This window comes from Flavobacterium amylolyticum (assembly GCF_048284335.1).
Classification (GTDB): domain Bacteria; phylum Bacteroidota; class Bacteroidia; order Flavobacteriales; family Flavobacteriaceae; genus Flavobacterium.
Map to the genome: position 1 here is coordinate 564,680 of NZ_JBLVPG010000002.1, position 20,403 is coordinate 585,082.

The 20,403-nt window shown below is 34.2% G+C and carries 20 protein-coding genes and 1 pseudogene; 9 read left to right on the forward strand and 12 right to left on the reverse strand.

The window, feature by feature from the left end; all coding sequences use genetic code 11:
- Positions 1-268: 268 nt before the first annotated feature.
- A pseudogene (locus tag ACNQF9_RS08620) lies at positions 269-661 on the forward strand (single-stranded DNA-binding protein).
- A gap of 45 nt (positions 662-706) precedes the next feature.
- Complete coding sequence (locus ACNQF9_RS08625; protein ID WP_417990023.1) at positions 707-1,774, forward strand: DUF932 domain-containing protein; 1,068 nt, start codon at positions 707-709, stop codon at positions 1,772-1,774.
- Between the two features lie 322 nt (positions 1,775-2,096).
- On the opposite strand, the gene ACNQF9_RS08630 is transcribed toward ACNQF9_RS08625, so the two are convergent.
- The 9 genes from ACNQF9_RS08630 to ACNQF9_RS08670 form a co-directional block, all read right to left on the reverse strand.
- Positions 2,097-2,372, reverse strand: coding sequence for a molybdenum ABC transporter permease (locus tag ACNQF9_RS08630; protein WP_417990024.1), 276 nt, complete (start codon positions 2,370-2,372; stop codon positions 2,097-2,099).
- 175 nt (positions 2,373-2,547) lie between these two features.
- On the reverse strand, positions 2,548-3,459 hold the full coding sequence (gene traN / locus ACNQF9_RS08635; RefSeq protein ID WP_417990025.1) for a conjugative transposon protein TraN: 912 nt from the start codon (positions 3,457-3,459) through the stop codon (positions 2,548-2,550).
- A gap of 25 nt (positions 3,460-3,484) precedes the next feature.
- On the reverse strand, positions 3,485-4,741 hold the full coding sequence (gene traM, locus ACNQF9_RS08640; RefSeq protein ID WP_417990026.1) for a conjugative transposon protein TraM: 1,257 nt from the start codon (positions 4,739-4,741) through the stop codon (positions 3,485-3,487).
- A 226-nt stretch (positions 4,742-4,967) separates the two neighbouring features.
- The gene (gene traK / locus ACNQF9_RS08645; protein ID WP_417990027.1) at positions 4,968-5,591 is read right to left on the reverse strand and encodes a conjugative transposon protein TraK; all 624 of its coding nucleotides are present in this window, start codon (positions 5,589-5,591) and stop codon (positions 4,968-4,970) included.
- A 19-nt stretch (positions 5,592-5,610) separates the two neighbouring features.
- Entirely contained in the window at positions 5,611-6,603 is a 993-nt protein-coding gene (gene traJ / locus ACNQF9_RS08650; RefSeq protein ID WP_417990028.1) for a conjugative transposon protein TraJ, read from the reverse strand.
- A 2-nt stretch (positions 6,604-6,605) separates the two neighbouring features.
- Positions 6,606-7,238, reverse strand: coding sequence for a DUF4141 domain-containing protein (locus tag ACNQF9_RS08655; RefSeq protein ID WP_417990029.1), 633 nt, complete (start codon positions 7,236-7,238; stop codon positions 6,606-6,608).
- Between the two features lie 24 nt (positions 7,239-7,262).
- On the reverse strand, positions 7,263-9,767 hold the full coding sequence (locus ACNQF9_RS08660) for a TraG family conjugative transposon ATPase (protein ID WP_417990030.1): 2,505 nt from the start codon (positions 9,765-9,767) through the stop codon (positions 7,263-7,265).
- The gene (locus tag ACNQF9_RS08665; protein ID WP_417990031.1) at positions 9,764-10,096 is read right to left on the reverse strand and encodes a DUF4133 domain-containing protein; all 333 of its coding nucleotides are present in this window, start codon (positions 10,094-10,096) and stop codon (positions 9,764-9,766) included. The genes ACNQF9_RS08660 and ACNQF9_RS08665 overlap by 4 nt, the downstream gene beginning before the upstream one ends.
- Positions 10,097-10,106: 10 nt before the next feature.
- Positions 10,107-10,412 carry a DUF4134 domain-containing protein gene (locus tag ACNQF9_RS08670; RefSeq protein WP_417990032.1) on the reverse strand — a complete coding sequence of 102 codons (306 nt, stop codon included), beginning with the start codon at positions 10,410-10,412 and terminating at the stop codon, positions 10,107-10,109.
- A gap of 214 nt (positions 10,413-10,626) precedes the next feature.
- On the opposite strand from ACNQF9_RS08670, the gene ACNQF9_RS08675 reads away from it, so the two are divergent.
- Genes ACNQF9_RS08675 through ACNQF9_RS08695 form a run of 5 tightly spaced genes read left to right on the forward strand, consistent with a single transcriptional unit; the run spans position 10,627 to position 16,008 of the window.
- Complete coding sequence (locus tag ACNQF9_RS08675; RefSeq protein WP_417990033.1) at positions 10,627-11,859, forward strand: hypothetical protein; 1,233 nt, start codon at positions 10,627-10,629, stop codon at positions 11,857-11,859.
- Complete coding sequence (locus ACNQF9_RS08680; protein WP_417990034.1) at positions 11,856-12,308, forward strand: three component ABC system middle component; 453 nt, start codon at positions 11,856-11,858, stop codon at positions 12,306-12,308. Before ACNQF9_RS08675 ends, ACNQF9_RS08680 begins: the two co-directional genes overlap by 4 nt.
- Complete coding sequence (locus ACNQF9_RS08685) at positions 12,305-14,161, forward strand: DUF3732 domain-containing protein (RefSeq protein WP_417990035.1); 1,857 nt, start codon at positions 12,305-12,307, stop codon at positions 14,159-14,161. Before ACNQF9_RS08680 ends, ACNQF9_RS08685 begins: the two co-directional genes overlap by 4 nt.
- Before the next feature lie 3 nt (positions 14,162-14,164).
- Positions 14,165-15,202 carry a nucleoid-associated protein gene (locus ACNQF9_RS08690; RefSeq protein ID WP_417990036.1) on the forward strand — a complete coding sequence of 346 codons (1,038 nt, stop codon included), beginning with the start codon at positions 14,165-14,167 and terminating at the stop codon, positions 15,200-15,202.
- A gap of 5 nt (positions 15,203-15,207) precedes the next feature.
- Positions 15,208-16,008: a TIGR02391 family protein gene (locus ACNQF9_RS08695; protein WP_417990037.1), complete on the forward strand. Its 801-nt coding sequence runs from the start codon at positions 15,208-15,210 to the stop codon at positions 16,006-16,008.
- Positions 16,009-16,093: 85 nt separating this feature from the next.
- Here the strand turns inward: ACNQF9_RS08695 and ACNQF9_RS08700 are convergent, their stop codons facing one another.
- From ACNQF9_RS08700 to ACNQF9_RS08710, 3 genes are read right to left on the reverse strand one after another with little or no spacing between them, the layout of a single operon-like run.
- Positions 16,094-16,657: a conjugal transfer protein TraD gene (locus tag ACNQF9_RS08700; protein WP_470303280.1), complete on the reverse strand. Its 564-nt coding sequence runs from the start codon at positions 16,655-16,657 to the stop codon at positions 16,094-16,096.
- A gap of 22 nt (positions 16,658-16,679) precedes the next feature.
- Positions 16,680-17,084: a DUF3408 domain-containing protein gene (locus ACNQF9_RS08705; RefSeq protein ID WP_417990038.1), complete on the reverse strand. Its 405-nt coding sequence runs from the start codon at positions 17,082-17,084 to the stop codon at positions 16,680-16,682.
- A 12-nt stretch (positions 17,085-17,096) separates the two neighbouring features.
- Positions 17,097-17,864 carry a ParA family protein gene (locus ACNQF9_RS08710; protein WP_417990039.1) on the reverse strand — a complete coding sequence of 256 codons (768 nt, stop codon included), beginning with the start codon at positions 17,862-17,864 and terminating at the stop codon, positions 17,097-17,099.
- 704 nt (positions 17,865-18,568) lie between these two features.
- Here ACNQF9_RS08710 and mobA point away from each other — a divergent pair.
- Positions 18,569-19,012 (forward strand): conjugal transfer protein MobA, encoded by a 444-nt coding sequence (mobA, locus tag ACNQF9_RS08715; protein WP_417990040.1) that lies wholly within the window; start codon positions 18,569-18,571, stop codon positions 19,010-19,012.
- Positions 19,009-20,325, forward strand: a complete 1,317-nt coding sequence (mobB, locus tag ACNQF9_RS08720) for a conjugal transfer protein MobB (RefSeq protein WP_417990218.1) — start codon at positions 19,009-19,011, stop codon at positions 20,323-20,325. The genes mobA and mobB overlap by 4 nt, the downstream gene beginning before the upstream one ends.
- Positions 20,326-20,403: the final 78 nt, after the last annotated feature.

Below are 20,403 nucleotides of genomic sequence, written 5' to 3' on the forward strand. Positions count from 1 at the left end.
AACGCAAAAAAAAGGTCAAGCCCTGCGGGTTTATCAAAAAATCTCCACCCATTCGGGTAGTATTTATTTGATAAAACCTTGTTTTTGCTAAACACTAACCTTTTATGCTCTCGAAACGAAACATAGCATACTCCGGCTCTTTGGACGAATAAAAAAAATGTCAACAATGAAATTTTATACTATTTATATTGGAATTAGAATGAAACAAAACAGCACCTCCTCTCATTACCGAATACATTAATTTAAAAATAATCCTAAAATAAAAATCATGAACATCATCGGAAAATTGACAAGGGATGCGGAAGTACACACAACACCGTAGGATAAACAAGTAGTGAATTTTTCAGTAGCTATCAATGATAGCTATCGAAATGAGCAAGGCGAACGCATAGAGCAAACTAGCTATTTTGATTGCTCTTACTGGATAAGTCCAAATGTAGCAAAAATACTCATTAAAGGTGCTTTAGTAGAGCTAGCGGGAAGAGTAAGTACAAGAGCTTGGACTGCTAATAACGGGGAACTAAGATCTAGCTTAAATTTTCACACATCGACTATAAAATTACACGGAGGTAGTAAGAAAATAGAACACGCACAGGCTATCGTAAAACAAGAAAACACAAAGATCATGATGCAAGAACCTATTGATGACCTACCATTTTAACACTAAATACTTAATCATTTTTTTAACTTTTAAAATTTTAATATCATGGCACACAATTTAAATTACAACGAAAGAACTAGTCGCTATTCCTTTTTTAGCGTACTAGAAAAAGCTTGGCACGGTTTGGGTCAAATAGTAACAGACTATCCCACAAGTGCAGAAGCAATTAAGCACGCAGGACTTGATTATGAAGTTATAAAAAGTCCTCTTTATACCAACGCATCAAACATAATTGATCCTACTGACAATTTAGCTATGGGAGACAACGAGTTCAAAGTACCCAATTATTTTGCTACTATACGCACGGATAACAATGCTGTTTTGGGTGTCGTAGGTAAAGAGTATCACATTGTACAAAATCGTGAAGCATTTAGTTTCTTTGATGCTATTGTAGATGGTACTGATGGAATTTTGTACGAGACTGCAGGCGCTTTAGGAAATGGAGAACGTATTTTTATTACGGCTAAATTACCAGACTATATTCGTGTGGGCAATGGTGATGATGTTACAGAAAAATATATTTTCCTCACTACTTCACACGATGGTAGCGGAAGCATTACGGCAGCATTTACACCCGTTAGGATTGTTTGCCAAAATACCCTAAACGCATCTCTTCGCAATATGAGTAATGTAGTACGCATACGCCATACTTCAGGAGCAAAACAACGTTTGGAGAATGCGCACAAAGTAATGGGATTGGCAAACGAATTTAGCAATCATTTAGAGGACATTTTTAATAATTGGGCAAAAGTAAAAGTGGCCGACAATGAGATTAAAAAAATGATCCAATTCGCACTATGCCCTAACAAAGAAACCTTACAACATCTTAAGGCTGGAAATGATGACGAAATATCCACAGTATTTAAAAATACCGTTGAAGATGCTTTTGCCTATGCTATGACAAGTGACTCACAACAAATGAACACTACAAAAGGAACTTTGTTTGGAGCTTACAACGCTGTAACAGGCTACTACCAAAATGTACGTAGCTACAAGGATACCGAAGCCAAATTACAATCCATTATTTTGGGAGGTACTGCTCAATTAAAATCTCAAAAAGCTTTTGAAATCTGTACTAATTTTCAAAAACTGGGTGTGAATTGTTTTAATTAATAATCCTTTTAAAAACTATAGACGGTCCACTTTGGTAGTGGCCGTCTATTTTAATTAGTTTTAAATTTTTGTATTACGGAATATATATACTACAATTTTGAACTTCAAAAAGACCTTCCCTTCCAAATGGTCGGGAAAGTCTTTTTGAAGAAACTAGTTGAACCACTTCAGAAAAAAGTAATCAGTATGCAATGCTTCCTTCTATTTTTTCTGAAAAGGTTCGAGTTAAATGATAGGATATTCGTTATCCTATTATTTATTACCGCCTTCTTTTCTTTCCACAAAAGCGTCAAAAGAAAAGAAGCAAAAGAATGCCGCTTTATTATTGTAAATTTTCTACTTTGATTGGAGCTGGCCTCTTTTCGTTTGACTCCTTTTTCGAATAACTCCATAACATAAGAAGTCCAAAAATAATTAATCCAATGGAAATCCATATGGTCACTCTTTCAAAGAATGTTACTACTACTGATTTTTCGTAACTCGAAAACCCCTCTACTCCCATTGGACTCCGTCTGTAAAACTTGCGTCTATTGATCCAATATCGAAGGCTTACACCTATAATTAGAGCAATTATACCTAAAAACAATGCAGGATTCATATTCAAAGATTTATAAAAATTACTTTATAAATTTATAAAAAAAAGCAACAAACTAGCAACAACCTAACAACAAGTGTCTTATTTAAAGATAGTTACATTTTTATATAATTTTTAAAATCAAAGTGACAGCTAAACTATATCTAGTAAAGCAATCACTTTTATTTAGTTTTGATCACTACTCTAAATCTTCCGCTATATGTTGCTTCTTAACTAACTTAGATTTAAGTAAGTGGCTGTTTTTAATCTCCAAAACTTGTAATCGGCTGCCATTTTTTTCATGGAGTTCTATGCGCAGTACTTTGTCATCAGCGATCGTAAATTGATCCAAAACAAAAATATTTCTGGAAACCGTTTTTCCTTGTACCTCATCGATAGATTTATAAACTCGTATTGGATGTTTAATTACTTCTTGTACAACCGTGCGTTTGGCTTTCTTTTTATCTACTACTTTAAAATTAATAAAATCAATAGGAAAAGAAACGAAGCTTGAATTCTTAATTTGTATATGAAAATAAAATTTGTCGTCGTTAATATAAATTCCTTTTAAAAGAAATTCTATTCCAAATTTTCTTGTACCAATTTGTTTTATAAAGGGTTTGTCTTGCTTGTATATCTCCTCCATTAATTCGTCGACCAGGTTGGGCGAATTTGTTCCAAGTTCTTTAAACAAAATTGGTTTTGAATTCCATTTACTATCCCTTTTTTGAGTTTTAGTAAAACTATAATTAGTAACCCTAGGACATGAATTGTAGGAGACATTAAAACTATAGAAAGTTCCGTCTTCCGTAATTACTGAAAAATTAGTTTCTTCTTCAAAATCCCGAACAAATGCCTTTACTCTCAAAACATTACCAGCATCATCAGCCTTACTAGCAACCAAGTTAGTACTTCCTAAATCTACGTAACGAATACCAGAGGGAAATAATAGATGTGAGGTTTTATCGAATGTTACTTCTATATCGTATGGTTCTATTATACTTAAGTTTTTCTTTGCATTCGTGCTCAAGGCCTCTTGCCCGTGCGTAATTGATGTGTATCCTAACATTAAAATTAGTACAATCAAAGTATTTTTTACGGTTGTTTTCATTTTATATAATTTACATTTTAAACAATTATTTTTTTGAGACTAACAGTACTTGCAGTCCTGCTTTTAGGGTAACTTTCGGAATTTTAATTTTTTTTGAGAAATAATTTGAAATACCTTGGACTATTCCACGGCTTAAATCCCCTGCAATCTGTTGTCCGGCAGAAGTTGATAGCATTATACTACTACCAGAAGTTTGTCCCATATTGGCTGCCATGTCGGTCATAGCGGTACGTTCCGGAGAATAAGGCACTGCCAATCCCTGTTGTCCGTCCAAACCATAAATATTTATCTCAGTTGGGAGAATATTTCCCGCCAACTCAATAGAGCTGATCTTCAGTTGTAACCTACCTTGCTGAAACTTTGAATTTGCCGTTACTACAGTTCCGACTGGAATCGTTTTGTTCTGTATCCTTGCAGGTTCCAATAAACGCAAGCTAACACTAGATTCTTCGGATATTAGTTGTGTTTCTTGAACAACAGCACGAATACTATTCTTTGCTTGCTGTTGCTGATTAGTACTGGTGAATGTACTATTGGTAGCCACTACTAATGGATGTACCTCAACTCTTTGCTCTAGGTTAGAAACGATACTGTGCCTTTCTGGAATTATGGAAACAAATTCTTCCTTGGGTGAAGAAGTAACAATTACCTTGCTTTCAGGCGATGCTGAATTGATTGGCAAATATTTTGCCGCCATCTGATACGATTTCTCCATTAACTCCAACTGATGATCAACAACATTAGTTGGGGGTTCTTCTTTTTTTGCAAGTTCTTCTTTTAGCTCCTCTAGTTGTTTGCGTAATTCCTGTGCCTCAGATGTATCATTATTGTAAAAACTGCCCAATGTGTTTTGTGCATTTCGATAACTACTTAATGAAGCGTTATTATTAGCTTGTTTTTCAGGAACATCATGCAAAGATTCTTCTGCACTCCCTTCATTCCAGTAATCAGATAGAGATGTCAGGGCATTTTGTTTTTCTTGATTTTTCTGTTCTAATAAGTCCTGCTCATAGGCTTTTTGTTTGTCATTTTCCAAACCAATAGTTGTAGCCTGAGGAACAGAGTCGTTAAGTCCTAGAATCTCAATATTTTTTATATTTTCTGCTGGTTTAAATATCAAATACATACAACCAAAAAATACAATTGCCATCAATCCAAAAATGATTGGCTTTTTAATTTTTTCGGCTTTACCCTCCCTACTCACTTCCAGTCCATCAGAAGCTGTATTTACACTGCCATCTGTAACATAGACTGCATTTTTCTTGTTTTCATTTTCTTTCATGTCTTTTCTTTTTTATAATTAGTACTAATGATCCCTCTAGGGATTTCACGCTACTGGAACTAAATCAAACTGATAAGAATACCAGCTATGCTGATCATTAGATAGACGGCAAAACAAACCATGATATATTTATACTGCTTCTGCAATGGAAGCATCCTCCATTTCACCTCAACTTCATTGATCCATAGATCAATATTTGTTCGAATCTCTTTCATCTTTGTTATTTTTAACGTTCAATAATTTCTAGATCTTTATTTTCCAAAACCGTAAACTTCTCCATATTGAATCCTTGTGGATTGTTATCTGAACGAACGGAATTCACTAGGTAGCAAGAAGTGACGAGATTCCTTTTTGTCACATTACTGGATCGAATGATGAACTGCTTAGAATACGTTTTCACAGCATAAGGATAGGTTTCAAAATCACATACCACACTATCCACTTCAAGTCGCTGTTGGACATTTCCCGAAATGATCCTATTGTAATATCCTTTTTCTGCTAAGTCTTTGTAATAATCAAAAGCACTTTTATCAGCAAGATTAAATGCTCTTTTCATGTTGTTTTCAATAGCATTTTTATCTGGAGCTAGTGTAAAGAAAAGCTCGTGAAACCGACGAACATGCTCACGAGCCTCTACAGGCCTATTGATAGAAGCATCCTGAGCAAGAGCCAACATTAGCGATTTTCCATTATCTAATACATAGACTTTCTGACGTTGTAATTCAGCGAACCGGTAAGACTCCCAAACAGAATATCCAGATATACCACAACACAGTACTGCAAATACAAAAGCGTAAAGCCTAATTTGACTGAAACTATTTTCGATATTTCTTAAAGTTTTAAATTCCATTTTACTTTAATTTAAATTGTTATTTCATTAATCTACCGCCAATATTTCCAGCAACAGAGCCTGTACCAGCCCCTACTATATTCCCAGTTTTAGTAGTCGTTTGATTTATATTGCGAACAAAGTTTCCTGCGCCACCAGCCTGAATTATCCATCCAGTCACCGTAGGTATGGTAAAGTACCCTATGATGCCAATAATCATAAATATGATATAAACAGTACTCGATGAATCGGGAATAAAATTGGGATCGGATAAACTGTCGATATCCTTTTGAAGTATTAAGGATTGGATCTTGGATAACATCGCACTAAAAAGATCTGAAACGGGTAACCAGAGATACACACTAATATACCGAGTCAACCACTGCGTTAAAGTAGACTGAAACCCATCCCAGACAGAAATCGCAAATGCTAAAGGACCCAGTATGGAAAGCACTATTAAGAAGAACGTTCGAATCGTATCTATGACTAATGCTGCTGCTTGAAAAAGCACTTCTAAAAATTCACGAAAACTATCCCGAATCATTTTCTTGATACCGTACATTTCTCTTTCAATATACATACCCGAAATGGTCGCCAAATCGGAGGGCGTCCATCCGAGTTCCTCCAACTTTTTATCAAATTCTTCATCCGATGCCAAATAGGCTGTTTCAGGATTACGAAGCATCGCTTCTCTCTCCAATAGGTCTTTCTGCTGTTGTAAAGCATTCAAATCTAAAACTTGACTTTCTAAGATGCTGTGTGTTCCCTGCACCACTGGACTCAATACGCCGTTTAGTGTTCCTAAAACAATCGTTGGAAAAAATGTAATACAGATACCCAAAGCAAAAGGTCTAAGTAACGGGAAGACGTCTATTGGTTCTGCACTACTCAGCGCTTGCCAGACTTTTAATGCTACATAAAACAATGCACCCAATCCAGCCAAACCTTTAGCAACCGCTGCCATATCTGCTGATAAAGGCATCATCTCGTCATAGAGCGAGCGTAATACTTCGTGAAGATTATTAAATTCCATGATTACCAATATTTTTGATTCGCTGTTCCATATAAATCCAAAACTCTTTGACTGTTATTGGCTTTTTTGGCACGCAGATAACTAACCGAAATATTTTTATTCGTGAAATAGCGAACCAAACTGTGGTACTCTTTTACTTTTAGATACACTTGGTCAATAATGTCCATTCGCTCTTTATCATTGAGCGACAAGCTGGAAGAGTTTACAATTTGTTTTAACTCTTTCAAAAGTTCTGTGCTTTCATTAAGTAAGGTTGAATACCCATTAGCAATGGCTGTTAGTTCCTGCTCATTGAAATTTGGATCGTTCAACATTTTTCCAAAATTGTTTACATACATTTCAGAAACATCGCCAACAAGTAAAACAGTCTGTTGCACTTTTCGAGCATCTTTTACCAGATTGTTTACTGCCTTTAATTTATCATAATATTCTTTACCTTGATTATAGACTTTTTGGACTTCTTTAAAGTTGTTAATCATATTGGTCGCTGTGGTCGAAGTTTGTATAATCTGTCTTGCTGAATTGACTATTCCTTGTGCCAAATTTGTAGGATCTGTGACCACCCACTGTGCTTTAGCAGTCGGCATGACAGCAAATAGTATCATCATACACACCATAATTTTTAAATTTTTCATTGCTATTTGTTTTTAAAATTTTCACTAATTGTTTTCTTTTTCCCTTTTCTCAAGGGCAATCCTTTTGATAGCCTTTTCTACATTTCCATCTAATTGTCCTGCAAGTTGCATGACTTCCAACTTTTCTGTTTCTTCTGTGGTATAGGCTAAATATTCCTCGAAACTAACTTCTGTAGCATATACTGCCGAATGCGTACCTCCTAGCCCAATCCAAACTTCTTTGTAAAGTCGCTTGGGATCATTGTTCATGTTGATGGAAAGTACTTGCGCTTTTTCTTTTTCAGTCAGACCAAGCATGGCCTGGATATCATCAAATTTGTTCATGTACTTCCTTTGATCCAGCAGTATTTTACAATCCGAATTATTGATAATACTTTCTTTTACAATAGGTGATTGAATAATATCATCTACTTCTTGCGTTACAACAATAGCTTCACCAAAAAACTTTCGGACCGTTTTAAAAAGGTATTTGATGTACTCTGCCATCCCCTCTTTTGCAATAGCTTTCCAAGCTTCTTCAATCAGAATTAGTTTTCGTACACCCTTCAATCGACGCATCTTATTGATAAAAACTTCCATAATAATGATGGTCACTATTGGAAAAAGGATTTTATGATCCTTAATAGCATCGATTTCGAAAACAATAAATCGTTTAGAAAGTAAATCCAGTTGCTTTTCGGAATTCAATAGATAATCGTACTCACCTCCTTTGTAATAAGGTTCTAATACATTTAAGAAGTTGGCAATATCAAAGTCTTTTTCTCGTACCTTTTTATCTTCTAAAACTTTTCTATAATCTCCTTGTACAAATTCATAAAACCCATTGAAAGAAGGAAAATCATCTTGCAGCTTGATTCGTTCGATGTAACCACTCACTGCATTTGAAAGTGCCACTTCTTCTGAGCGTGTTGGTGGTTCATCATCCCTTTTCCATAAGGTCAATATTAAAGTTTTGACACTTTCTCTTTTCTCAATATCGAACACGCCATCATCGGTGTAGAAAGGGTTAAAGGCTATCGGATTGTCTTCGGTATAAGTGAAATAAACGCCATCTTCTCCTTTGGTTTTTCCCTTGATTAATTCACATAATCCTTGATACGAATTACCTGTATCCACCAACAGCACATGCGCACCTTGCTCGTAATATTGTCTTACCATGTGATTGGTAAAAAAGGACTTTCCTGAACCTGATGGTCCTAATATGAATTTGTTCCTGTTGGTAATAATACCGCGCTTCATGGGCAAATCAGAAATATCCAAATGAATGGGTTTTCCAGTCAGTCGGTCAGCCATTTTGATTCCAAAAGGAGAAGGTGAACTTTTATAATTGGTTTCTTCAGTGAAAAAACAAAGCGCAGGTTCAATAAAGGTATAAAAGCTTTCTTCACTGGGAAAGTCTCCTGCATTGCCTGGCATTCCTGCCCAGTAAAGCGTTGCCACGTCTGTGGTGTTGTGCCTTGGCTTACATTCCATCAATGCCAAAGCACTACCGGTGTCGTTCTTTACTTGCTTTAATTCCGCTGGATTATCTGACCATGCCATTACATTGAAGTGTGCTCGAATGGAAGCATTTCCAAAAGAATGTGCTTCATTCAAATAGCGTTCGATCCATTCCTTATTGATTTGATTGGCTCGGCTATACCGTGCCAAGGAATGCATATTTCTTGCGGATTTTTCGAACTTGCGCAGGTTGTCTTCGCTGTTATCTAAAAAAAGATATTGGTTGTAGATGTGATTGCAACTTAACAACAATCCAACTGGCGCAGCAAAAGACAAAAGACAATCACTTCTATCGGTAGACAATTTTTCGTAACGAGTTTCTGCTGATACTGAACTAGGCAAATCATCGGTATCGGACAAGGTGTGCAGACAAAGCCTTTTGTTTCCTATACGAACTTCTTCACCGCCCAAAGCAATATCCTGCAATGGTGTTCCCTCTTCTCTTGAAAGACTAAGGTATTGATCCAATAATCCTTGTTTGCTAGTTGTTCCAATGATATCAGCCTCGCTTAATCGTTCCAGTTTTATAAAATCGGAATCGTTTACAATTCGCTCAAATTGCGCCACCGATTCCATAAAGAGAGAAAGGATTTCTTTATCTCTTAGTTCTTTTGGGATGAGCACTCCTTTGCAAAGCGAAGAAAAATTACTCTGCATTCGCATACGCTCTTTGGACGTTTTAGTTAAGAACAGATAGCAATAATGATTGAGAAACGGACGCTCATTAAAATGTTGCTGGTAGGACTTTGCCAAAAAACTCAAATCTTCTTTGGCAATATCAGGAGCATAATTTTCCTTAATGTACCAATCCTGTTTGTGCACCACCGTATAATCAGGCAAAGTTTTGATTGCCTTGTGCCATGCCGAATGAATGGCATCATATTCCGCGGAGGCTACTGTAAAAAGTTCTGGAAGCTGTACTCGAAAACAAGCTGTGATATCAGCATCCTTAGAGATAATACAATTATTTTCTACTGCCAACAACGGAAACTTACTTTCTAGTGTTGTAGCTTTTGATTTATTTCTCATAGCTGATACATTTTGGAATTCGACTGAAAATAACGATGCACAGGCTTACGACAGATGATATATCGTGGATGACGCTTCTTCGCTCCCACTTTCATCAAACCATGTTCGCCGTACTTTTTGTTCAATGAAAAAGTTTGCCATACTAATAGCGATCCACCACCGATTCCTATAAACAGACACAGATAAGAATTGACTCCAGTCATGTACAAGATCATTATCAGGATAAGCATCCCGAGCAAACCACCTGCAAAGATGAATAGGTAGTGCGCTTTCAGTCCTTTGAACTCCACTGTTCTTCCAATACCTTTATTAATAGTATACGTATTCATACCGTAAATACTAAAGGAAGAAAGAGCGTAAAACAGTTGCCGCTACAATCAAAAAGATACAAGCTCCAAACCAACTCGCAGCCGTTTTGCTTGTATCCGGATCACCGCTACTAAACTTGTTATACACCTTCACTCCACCAATGAGGCCTACCACTGCTCCAATAGCATAAATAAGTTGCGTAGCCGGATCAAAATAAGAGGTGACCATTTGTGTAGCTTCGGTGATGCCTGCGGAACCGTTTCCTTGTGCCATTACACTAATTGTTGACAGCATAGTCACTGCTACCAACACTACTTTTTTAACTTGATTTCCCATGATTTTAAAAAATTAAATTATTTTCTATCTCCACACCTTGAGGAGTTTGGACAAAGATGTAATGAGAATAAAGAGATTAAAACAAAGTGGTAGTGAGGAGAATTATTTGGCTTTGAGAGGAATTTAAGATGTTAAATTGTATTATATTAGCCCACTTTAAAAAGCAAGAAACACTTGTTAAATAAATTTCAATAAAACATGTGAAGGTAATTATATGGCTGGAACAAAAACAATACAAGAACAACACACAGCTGGACCACAAGCAATAGGATTTGACTATCAATTCTATTACTTTATGCTTTTAGCACTTGATCTTAAATTCGGTCAAAAAATTGGATTTGAAGTTAAGGATGATGTACATATTGACAAAGAAGACGGAACAACAGTATTGTATCAGGCAAAACATACGATCATAAAAAATTCAAAAGGTAATCCTCAGAATTTAAAGGATTTGGATACTGACTTATGGAAAACTTTATCTAATTGGGTTGATTTTATTAATGCAGATAAAAGTTCCGATTTTCTTAAAAAACATACATTCATTTTAGTCACAAATAAGAGTGAAAATAACAATAATTTTATAACTACGCTTAATGCATTCAAAGCAGATAATGAATCTGATAAAGTGAAATTGAAAATAGCTGAATTAGGGAACAAAACTCAAGACGTAACGCTGAAGAAATACTTTAAAAATGTTTCCAAATTAAGTAAAAGTAAACTTGAACTATTTTTAAAGAATTTAACAATAGAAACCGGTGAAAACGAAATTATCGATAAAATTAAAAAAAGAATACTTGAAAAATACTATCAGGAAAACTTAGTTGAGCCAATATTTGAAAAATTTTCATCAGAATTAAATCTATCAAAATTTTTAGATATAAGGTCAGGTAAAAAATTTGAAATTACTGGAGAAGATTTCGCTAAACGTTTTGGAAAATGCTTTAAGGTTGTAACAGAAATACGATCATTACCTAAAAGAGAATTTCCTATTTTATTACCTGATGATTTGGAAAGTCAAATTTTTATTAAGCAATTACTTGACATAGGTGAAGTACAAACAGGTTCTAGTGATATTAGGAATTACACTATGCAAATGCTAAAATTTTTAAATAATTTTACTTATTGGTCTGATGAAGAAAATTTTTTAGGTCTAACTGATGTCGAAGAATTTAAAAAAGATAGCATTTTGAGATGGGGAAATGAATTTAAAGCAAAATATAGACAAATTGAACGTCAAGTAAATAATGGTTCTTCTATTGAGGAATTAGAAGATGATATTAAAAACTTAGGCGTTGATTTAATTGACTATATCAGAAGACAGGACTTGTCAATACCTGGATATTCAGATTTAGGCATAGAATTTAGCAATGGACATTACTACGCTCTATCAGATAAACTTGAAATTGGATGGCATTTTGATTGGGGCAATAAATATAAGAAGGAATGAAAGAAATATACTATGTGTATAATAACGAAGCAATTGCAAGTTGTATTTTTTTGTCAATTTTAAATAATGTTGATAAGTTGGATATTGCTCGTTCCTGTTTGATTTTACCATTTTTATTGGATGATAGAACGGTTAGTTATTTATCAAGAAACCTAGATAATGAATTAGAATTAGAACAACTGATAAAAGAACAATCAAGATTATTTACATCTTTCAATAAAAGGTATTTGTCATTATTGCCCGTTACTATAAATTCTTTGGTATTACTTGGTATTAGTAATCAAGTAAGCTTGGGAAATGAAATAGTAAATAATACCACTTTAAATTTAGAGAAGAAAAACTTAGGAGACCGATTTAATAAAATAGAAGAAGTTATACCGAAGTTTTTATCAATGTTGGAAAAATATTCTACTGTCCAACTCTACAAAACATTAAAAGTACAATTATGAAATTTATACTTCACGAATTAAAGCTCTGGTTTAAGGATGAAACCGCAGTACCTAAAAGCTATCATTTTTTACCAGATAAAGTAAATGTTATAACTGGTGATTCAACTACTGGGAAAACAAGTTTTTGGAATGTAATAGATTATTGCCTTCTATCTGGTAAGGTAACCATTCCAACTGAAATCATAGACAAAGTTTTATGGTTTGGAATTCGATTTACAGTAAACGAAAAAGAAATTTCAATAGTTCGAAGAACCCCAAGTAATGGCTCAGTTTCTTCTGATGTATTCTTTAATTTGGGTGATTTTCCTGATAATCCTGAGGGCAACAAGGAAATTGCAGAAATTAAGGCAATTTTAGATGAGGAATTTGGAATCACAGATGCTTTGAGATTTCCTTATGGAAAAGGGTTAGGTAAAACAACATTCAATATTTCTTATAGACACTTTTTGCTTTTTAACTCATTAACACAAACTATTATTGATGCGCCGGAAACATATTTTGACACTACATTCTATGGAAAAGAAGAATACGACAAAGCATTAAGTCATATTTTCGATTTAGTTATTGGCGTAAATGATATGGAGAATATCAAAGCTATTGAACGCCTACAAGAAATTGAAGCCGGATTAAAAGCACTTCAAAATCAGGAAAAGGGCAATCAGAATAAAATCAAAAAATTTGAAACAGAAATATTTAAACTGGTCGAAAAATGTAAGGCATATAAGTTTATTGAATATTCCGAATCTATCGACAGTTTAGATGATGCAATATTGGTGCTTAAAGAAACGATAGCCAACACAAAAAAAGTTGCGGAAAATTCAAAATTATTTTCCGAAGTTGATGGTTTGTACAAAAATAGGAATGCAATACAAACCCAAATTAATGCCATAAGTCAATACCAAAAAGAATACGATCTATATAAAAAGAACCTTAACAAATCTGCTGACAGTTTACAGCCTATTGAGTTTTTAAGTCAGCAATTATCAGATCAATTAGTAGATTCATACGAGACAAAACTGTTTGTTGAATCACTAGAATCCTCCTTGAAAAACATCAAGGCTAATCTTTCAAAAAAAATCACCGAACCTCTGAAAGTTACAGGAGATGTGAAAGAATTACGAACGCAAATCCACGAAATAGATAAACAAATAGCTAAGCTGAATGAAATAAAAAAGAATTATCAATCCGAAGGAGAGAAATTTATTGTCCTTGGTGAAATAAAGTATGCTTATGAACAGATATTGAAGAAAGAGGTTAGCAAACCTATTGATAATATCAAACTGAACAGCTTAAATGAGGAAAAAGAAAGATTAGCAAAAGTCCCGCAAGAAATATCACAAATTAAATTTTTGATGAAAACAGAGTTGAATCAAAGTATTCAACGAAATTTCAATTTATTAAACTCTTTACCAACATATAAGAGTAGTCGTGTAGAGTTTAACAGTGATAAAATGATACTACAATTAATTCCTGATGGACAAATGTTTCCATTGGACAATGTTGGTAGTGCCTCGAATTATATGTTTATGCATTTATGTGTCTATTTAGGACTACACGAACATGTTTTAAATATTGAACAGGATCACATACCGGAATTTTTATTCATAGACCAACCTAGTACTCCTTATTACGAAGGGAAAAACGATGATAAAACTAAACTAATTGACGCTTTTACATTACTAAACTCGTTTGTTGATTATATCAGGGTGAAAAAAAATAAGCATTTCCAAATTATTATGGTTGAACATGCATCTAAAGATCACTGGATAGACAACGAATTATCTTATTTCCATACTGTAGCTGAATTTTTTGATGGGAAAGGACTAATACCTCATGATATTTACAATAGCTAGCAAATGAAAGATATGACATTAGGACAAATGGATAAACTAATTATCCATTTTGTTGGAAATAAAAACAATGGAGATGGCGTTCGCTTTTCTGATAATCTTACTAATTTTGAAGATATTGAACAATATTTTAAAAAGTTAGTGGAATCTAACTTCAAGCTTGAAGAATTATTTTCTTTTTATTCTTTACCAAAAATTGAATTGAATCCAATGTATCAATTTATTAGTTCAATTTTTGAAAATAATGATTCATTTGTTGAACAGTCACATAATAGCGCTCGCTATTTATATGATAAAAGTATGCATCCTCAGATTAAAGCTGGAGAATTATTAATGGTATATTTTAAAGATTGTAAGATTGGTGAAGAACCGGCGGACGCTATAGGCATATTCAAATCCGAAAATAAAGATACAGTTCTTAAAGTTTGTAGCTCAAATGATAGCTTTAATTTAAAAGACGAAAAAGGAATGAATATTAATAAATTAGATAAGGGCTGTCTAATTTTTAATGTTCAGAAAAAAAACGGCTATTTAATATCTGTAGTTGATAATACTAATCGAAGTACAGAAGCTCAATACTGGAAAGAACATTTTCTAAATGTACAGCCTATAAAAAATGATTTCCATCAAACTCAGCAATTTTTGGGAATAGCTAAACAATTTGTTACTAAACAATTATCTGAGGATTTTAATATAACCAAAGCTGATCAAATAGATTATTTAAATCGTTCGGTTGATTACTTTAAAAATAACGAGAAATTCGACAAACAAGAATTTGAGAAAAAAGTCTTTGAAGATGATAGTTTGATTACATCCTTTCAAAATTTTGATAAAACTTTTAGGAAAGATAATGAAATTGCTCCTTCTGAAAACTTTGAAATCTCAGATAAAGCAGTTAAGAAGCAAGCTCGCGTTTTTAAGAGTGTATTAAAATTAGATAAAAATTTCCACATCTACATTCATGGAGATAAAAAACTCATAGAAAATGGAACAGATGAAAGTGGCAGAAAATTTTACAAAATTTATTACGAAGAGGAAAAGTAGAAAATATGGCTAGTATTAAACAACCAACGTTTGAACCGCATGTATTAGAAGGACTATGTAGATCTATTGGAGATACTACAGATGGTTTGACCGGTACAGAGATAGGTCAAATCCTGTCGAATTCTAAGATTCCAGATATTGATTCTCAAAACACAAAATGGAAAAGACTATATTCAGCATTTGCTGATTGGCAAAATAAGAATCAGTGTTCAAATCATATACTAAAATTTGTTCAGGATGCCTTGCAACCCGTTAGATACATTGGAAAGGAAGACACTTTTCATAACCGTAGACTGGAGGTAAATAAACGTTTGTATTTTATCGGTACAGAGCTTACAGATGAAGGCAAATTTAGAATAGTTGAAAAAGCTACTACAATAGCAGAAGCAGAGCAACGTGCAAGCCGTTTAAAATATAAATTAGAAAATAGAAATGTTCATTCTGCCGTATTTAATTATTGTAAAGCTGAATTATTGGTAGAAAATTACTTTCATTCAGTCTTTGAAGCTACTAAAAGCATTGCAGATCGATTAAGGACTATGACTGGACTTTACGCCGATGGTAATGCTTTAGCTGAAATTTCATTTTCAACCAGTAACCCATTGATTAAAATAAATCTTTTAAAAACAGATACAGACAGAAGTGAGCATATAGGATTGTGTAATCTAATTAAGGGAATATTTGGTTTAATTAGAAATTCTACGGCGCATGAACCTAAAATTAAGTTTGAAATTACAGAAGAAGAAGCTTTGGATATTCTAAACACTATTTCGTTTATACATAAACGACTTGATAAAGCTATATAGTATAGACAAAAGATTTTCACACAAACTCCCCAATATCAAAATCTTCCAAATCATTTTTATGCAAAAAAGAAGAACCAGAATCCGTTTATGAAGAAAGTGTACCGTCTAACAGCTTGGCTATTTTTTGAGAAGCATCTTCGATGGAATTTTCCAATAGGTCGAATAATTCGGTTCCCTGTATTTTCTGAAGTAGGACTGTTGCTGTTTCCTTTTGAGAGGGTCTCATTTTCTCTTTTTTTAACAACTTTTTTACAGTGCTTAACTCTTCAAAGGTAACCCCTTGGGCAAAACCATTATCGCCATCGGATATTCCATAACTATTCCATTCATCTTCTTCCTCCTCAAAATCAGGTACATTTCCAAAAACATCCTCTAGCCCTTCTTGTGGAATTTGTTGTTCGAATTTATCTTCGTCGATTTCTATATCAAAATTATCATTATAATGATCTTCTTTTTGCTCTAGTCTTTCATTGGACTTCTTTGGCACAGAAAGGCTTCTTTGAGGCTTAGGCTGTCCCATAATATCCGGGAGACTAGAATTGACTTTTTCTTGCTTTGGCTTTTGCTTCTCATATTTTTTAATGACAATTTTATCCTTTGCCAAAAGGAAAATGACGATGAGCAGACAAATTACAATTACAGTTTCCATGCTATTTAGTATTATACATTGTTTAAAAAATCGGCTTGTTTCTCTCATTGAAAAATTCCTGGATTTCGGTTCCAAAATCACTGAAATGCTGTTCTAAAATGTTATCGATATAAGAATACAATGTTGTTTTCTCTTCCCTTGTTAATTGAACAATTCGAAGGAGTCGTTCGTGGTATTCAGGTCTTATGTACACAACCTTCCCACTACGTCCAGATGGATATCTGTTAGTGAGAAATACTTCTTCATAATTCCGTTTTTTTGGAGCGCTTACACGAATTTTCTCTTTAGGTTTATTTTTCTTAGCTTCAACACTTTGGCTTGTGTTTTTATCATTGTTAACGGCTTCATCCCCACTCATAATATTCATGAGGTAATCCTCATCTACAACTGGTTTTTGAAAACCTTTGTGTTTTTTATCAGATTCCATACAAGAAAAGATTTAGGAGTTTATTATTTTGAGAAATTCATTTACAAAAAGATCCAGTTTAGTTATCTTCATCAAATTAGGCTCAGCAGGAAGCAAGCTAGATCTAAAGATATAATTACTAGTATCGTCCGTTTCCTTTCGAAAACGTTTACTATCCATTATTTTTGATTCCATCATGGAAAGACCTAAATCATCTATTACACTTTGATAGGCCTTATACAAACTAGTCCTTTCCCTCCTATCCACTTGATTCCAAAACAACCAAAATTTTAAATTCTTGTTACCTCCATCTGTTTCTGGAAGTTGTAGAAATGCTTTGGCAAATCCCAAAGTGCTTTCTACTACTAAGCGATCGGCAGTAATGGGTGAAAAGATGAAGTCCATTGCTTTTAATGTGGTCAAAACGCCCTTGGTGTTGGCAGTCCCTGGAAGATCAAACAAAATAATATTCCAAACACTATTCGACTGATCTACATATTCTGACGCTTTTTCTAGCGCATTCTCGGCCTTACAACGAATGACCGGAAATGCTTTTTTATCTATCGACTGAAACTGCTTCATAGCCGCTCTCTTATGATGTTCATTTTGCATCACCGTTTTAAGATCTCTGTCTCTCATATTGCCAAGACTATGCTGCGGAAAATCACAGTCCAAAACCAGTACATTAAATCCCAATCGATAATGAAGCACACTGGCTAACAAGGTTGTCATTGTAGACTTCCCTACTCCACCCTTTTGGGTAGAGAAACTAATTTTTAAAGTTTTTTTTATTGTTTCCATTACTTATAATTTTAAAGTTATCTACTTACTAAATTGTTTTGCAGTACAGCAGTATGCCTTGTTGTATTTCTCTACAAGGTTTTGCCCTATTTATTTGCTTTAAATATGTGTGTATTTACAATCACATATTCATACAATTTCCAACAACTATATCTTGTTTATTGGTAATAAGTAAGCTCATTTGTTTTACTGCTTTTGTGCTTTTATAGTTGCATAGTTGTACAACTGTATCGTTTTATACCTTACTATTTTACTAAATACTTGCTTACTCCTAAACCTTGGTACTTGTGTTTGAAATTGGATATAGAATTGTTTTTAAATATCCCTTTACAACTTTGAAACAAAGAAAGCTGGTAACTCCAAAACATCTCAGAACAAGGAATGCATTGGCGTTACATGGCATTATTTGGCTACACATACTACTACACCATTCTAAAATTCAATGATTTACTTTGTTAAAGAAGTAAATAAATTAAAAAATGAAAGGCCCAAATCTATATTTGAATAAGAACAGGAACGGCTTAAAGCCATTTATCCCTGCTTTATTAAATCTGTCCCGAAGGGCAGATTATCTGTTCACCAGAACAGAGCAAGTTGTGTTTTGAGGCACTCGAAATGAATTCCGTGCCTCAAAACAACTTGCCCTTGCAGGGGCTTAAAACTCCCTCCGAAGTCGGGGTTTTCTAAAAATTAAAATTAGACTGATGATAGAGAATCAACAAAACAAAAAGCAGCACAAAGGCGGTAGGAATCCTAAAAAGGATCCTAGTATCCACCGTTATGTTTTTCGATTAACAGACCAGGAAAACGCTAAATTCCTTTCTCTTTTTGAAGCTTCGGGAGCGGATAGTAAAGCGCTATTTATCACTTCTCTCTTATTTGAAAAGCAAATAAAAACGGTGAAAATTGATATGGCAGCAATGGATTATTACATGCGCTTAACCACTTTGTACGGTCAGTTTCGTGCTGTTGGTGTTAATTACAATCAAATTGTCAAGATATTGTACCGTAATTTTTCTGAAAAGAAAGCAGCTGCCTATCTCTTTAAATTAGAAAAACAAACGATCGAGTTGGCTCAATTATGTCGTGCCATAACGCAATTAACGGAAGAATTCGAATTAAAACATTTGAAAAAAGGAGAAAAATGATAGCAAAAATTGGTCGTGGAGCAAATATAATTGGTGCACTTTCTTATAACCAACTAAAAGTAGATCAAGAAAATGGATCAATTTTATCGACTCATAGAATAAGAGAAACATTCAATGGGCAATTTACCGTTAACCAATTATACAGTTCGTTCGAACCATATTTAATGGCAAACAAGCGAACAGAAAAACCTGTTTTGCACATCTCTCTCAACCCAAACCCAAAAGATAGTGTAAGTGATGAAGACTTTAAAAAAATCGCACAAGATTATATGGAACTGATGGGCTATGGAGACCAGCCTTATGTTGTTTTTAAGCATACCGATATTGAACGAACTCACATTCATATCGTTTCGACCTGCGTTGATCGTTACGGTAAAAAATTATCTAATTCCTATGAGAAATTACGGTCCATGAATGCCTGCCGTGCATTGGAGCAAAAATATCAATTACTTCCTGCAACTGAAAAGAATCAAAATCCGAAGGAAGTGATTTTTAAACCTGTTGATTACCGGGAAGCCAATGTAAAAAGTCAAATAGCATCGGTAATTCGACATTTGCCAAAGTATTATCACTATCCAAGTTTAGGAGCTTATAATGCACTACTTTCTCTTTTTAATATTACCGCTGAGCAAATAACGGGTGAATTACACGGTCAGTCTAAGCAAGGTCTTGTTTATTTTGCTCTGAATGAAAAAGGAGAAAAGGTAACGAATCCGTTTAAATCCTCTCTTTTTGGAAAACAGGCTGGCATAGAAAGTTTACAAAAGCATTTCGAACAATCCAAAGAAAAAATGAAAACAGCACCTGCTAAAGAAATCCTGAAAAATTCGATAGAGGTTGCCATGCACACCACGAATAATGAAACCGATTTTAAGAAACAACTGGTCGATCAAGGAGTTAATACAATTGTCCGAAGAAATAATCAAGGTCGTATCTACGGAATGACTTTTATAGACCATGAGTCGCGCACTGTTTGGAATGGATCCCAATTGAATAAAAAATTTTCTGCCAACGTTTTTAATGATTTATGGAAAAATGAAGGGACTCAGAAACTTCAAAACGAGATACAGAATACCAAGACAATTTCATCCACAGCTAGTAAAAATGAATCCTTACCAGAAACAGAAAAACCACATGCTCTTTTTGATTTTCTTAATGGAAATCATTCAACCCATTCTAATACTGATTTTGGACTTATAGAAAGCTTTGGAAGTTTATTACCAATTACTCAAGGTGAAGATTATGAAGAGCAAGCGTTTGCTAATCAAATAAAGAAAAAGACAAAACGTAACAATCAACGAGGCAAGAAATAGTTTAGCGAGGCAACCAACGCCAACTGATGCCAACAGAAGTCAATTGACTTAGATTCTTTTACGTTCGATCTACTTTCG

Excerpts from the sequence above, each read along its gene's own strand:
- ACNQF9_RS08625 (WP_417990023.1), top strand. The coding sequence starts at position 707 with ATGGCACACAATTTAAATTACAACGAAAGAACTAGTCGCTATTCCTTT.
- ACNQF9_RS08630 (WP_417990024.1), bottom strand. The coding sequence starts at position 2,372 with ATGAATCCTGCATTGTTTTTAGGTATAATTGCTCTAATTATAGGTGTA.
- traN (WP_417990025.1), bottom strand. The coding sequence starts at position 3,459 with ATGAAAACAACCGTAAAAAATACTTTGATTGTACTAATTTTAATGTTA.
- traM (WP_417990026.1), bottom strand. The coding sequence starts at position 4,741 with ATGAAAGAAAATGAAAACAAGAAAAATGCAGTCTATGTTACAGATGGC.
- traK (WP_417990027.1), bottom strand. The coding sequence starts at position 5,591 with ATGGAATTTAAAACTTTAAGAAATATCGAAAATAGTTTCAGTCAAATT.
- traJ (WP_417990028.1), bottom strand. The coding sequence starts at position 6,603 with ATGGAATTTAATAATCTTCACGAAGTATTACGCTCGCTCTATGACGAG.
- ACNQF9_RS08655 (WP_417990029.1), bottom strand. The coding sequence starts at position 7,238 with ATGAAAAATTTAAAAATTATGGTGTGTATGATGATACTATTTGCTGTC.
- ACNQF9_RS08660 (WP_417990030.1), bottom strand. The coding sequence starts at position 9,767 with ATGAGAAATAAATCAAAAGCTACAACACTAGAAAGTAAGTTTCCGTTG.
- ACNQF9_RS08665 (WP_417990031.1), bottom strand. The coding sequence starts at position 10,096 with ATGAATACGTATACTATTAATAAAGGTATTGGAAGAACAGTGGAGTTC.
- ACNQF9_RS08670 (WP_417990032.1), bottom strand. The coding sequence starts at position 10,412 with ATGGGAAATCAAGTTAAAAAAGTAGTGTTGGTAGCAGTGACTATGCTG.
- ACNQF9_RS08675 (WP_417990033.1), top strand. The coding sequence starts at position 10,627 with ATGGCTGGAACAAAAACAATACAAGAACAACACACAGCTGGACCACAA.
- ACNQF9_RS08680 (WP_417990034.1), top strand. The coding sequence starts at position 11,856 with ATGAAAGAAATATACTATGTGTATAATAACGAAGCAATTGCAAGTTGT.
- ACNQF9_RS08685 (WP_417990035.1), top strand. The coding sequence starts at position 12,305 with ATGAAATTTATACTTCACGAATTAAAGCTCTGGTTTAAGGATGAAACC.
- ACNQF9_RS08690 (WP_417990036.1), top strand. The coding sequence starts at position 14,165 with ATGAAAGATATGACATTAGGACAAATGGATAAACTAATTATCCATTTT.
- ACNQF9_RS08695 (WP_417990037.1), top strand. The coding sequence starts at position 15,208 with ATGGCTAGTATTAAACAACCAACGTTTGAACCGCATGTATTAGAAGGA.
- ACNQF9_RS08700 (WP_470303280.1), bottom strand. The coding sequence starts at position 16,657 with ATGGAAACTGTAATTGTAATTTGTCTGCTCATCGTCATTTTCCTTTTG.
- ACNQF9_RS08705 (WP_417990038.1), bottom strand. The coding sequence starts at position 17,084 with ATGGAATCTGATAAAAAACACAAAGGTTTTCAAAAACCAGTTGTAGAT.
- ACNQF9_RS08710 (WP_417990039.1), bottom strand. The coding sequence starts at position 17,864 with ATGGAAACAATAAAAAAAACTTTAAAAATTAGTTTCTCTACCCAAAAG.
- mobA (WP_417990040.1), top strand. The coding sequence starts at position 18,569 with ATGATAGAGAATCAACAAAACAAAAAGCAGCACAAAGGCGGTAGGAAT.
- mobB (WP_417990218.1), top strand. The coding sequence starts at position 19,009 with ATGATAGCAAAAATTGGTCGTGGAGCAAATATAATTGGTGCACTTTCT.